Annotated in this window: 1 protein-coding gene; it reads right to left on the reverse strand. The window is 60.4% G+C overall.

Features of this window, described 5'->3' with window-relative positions; all coding sequences use genetic code 11:
* On the reverse strand, positions 1–335 hold a 335-nt coding region (gene tnpB, locus MKD50_RS30540), incomplete at its 3' end, for an IS66 family insertion sequence element accessory protein TnpB (RefSeq protein WP_012354795.1).
* Between the last annotated feature and the right edge of the window lie 355 nt (positions 336–690).

Here is a 690-nt window from a genome sequence, read left to right on the forward strand (position 1 = left end):
TATTCTCGGTGCGGGTGCCGGCGCATCGCCTCGATGTCGATTCCCTGGAGCAGCCAGTGCAACGGTTCGACCGTCAGCATAGCCACTGTCGCCTCGCGTGGCCAGGCAAACCGGTCCGCCTCCAATCGCTTCAACAATAGCCAGAAGCCGTTGCGATCCCACCCGAGAATCTTGATACGATCGGCCCGCTGGTTACGGAACACAAATACAGCCGATGCAAACGGATCCAGCCCGAGCGCCTGCTCGACCAGCAGTGCCAGGCCGTTGATGTTCTTACGGAAGTCCACTGCGTCGCGATGCAGATACACCCGCAGCCCAGCGTCGAGGCGGAACATCAATGGCCTCCACTCAGGGCTTCGATCATTGCCTTTACGAGCCCAACGTCTCGCTCGCTGCATTCCAGCTCGAGCGATACACCGTTGGGCAGCTTTGCGCTCAACAGCGCCAGCGGTTGCGCTCGCCGCGGTGGCGGATCGCCAGACACCACAACCTGTGCGGGTGTCTTGATTGGCCGCGAATCTAGAACCTCCTCGACAACCGGCACGAATGCCGGCAACGCACCTTGCGCCTGCGCTGAATCTCGGATCCCGAATCCATTTGCGCAACTGGTTAGCGTTGATGCCCGCCTTGAGAGCCGTGCCTGAAACCGATGCTCCCGATTGAAGACAGAACTCAATCAGACGCCGCTTG

The sequence above is a fragment of the Cupriavidus mimosae genome, assembly GCF_023952485.1.
Taxonomy (GTDB): Bacteria; Pseudomonadota; Gammaproteobacteria; order Burkholderiales; family Burkholderiaceae; genus Cupriavidus; species Cupriavidus taiwanensis_C.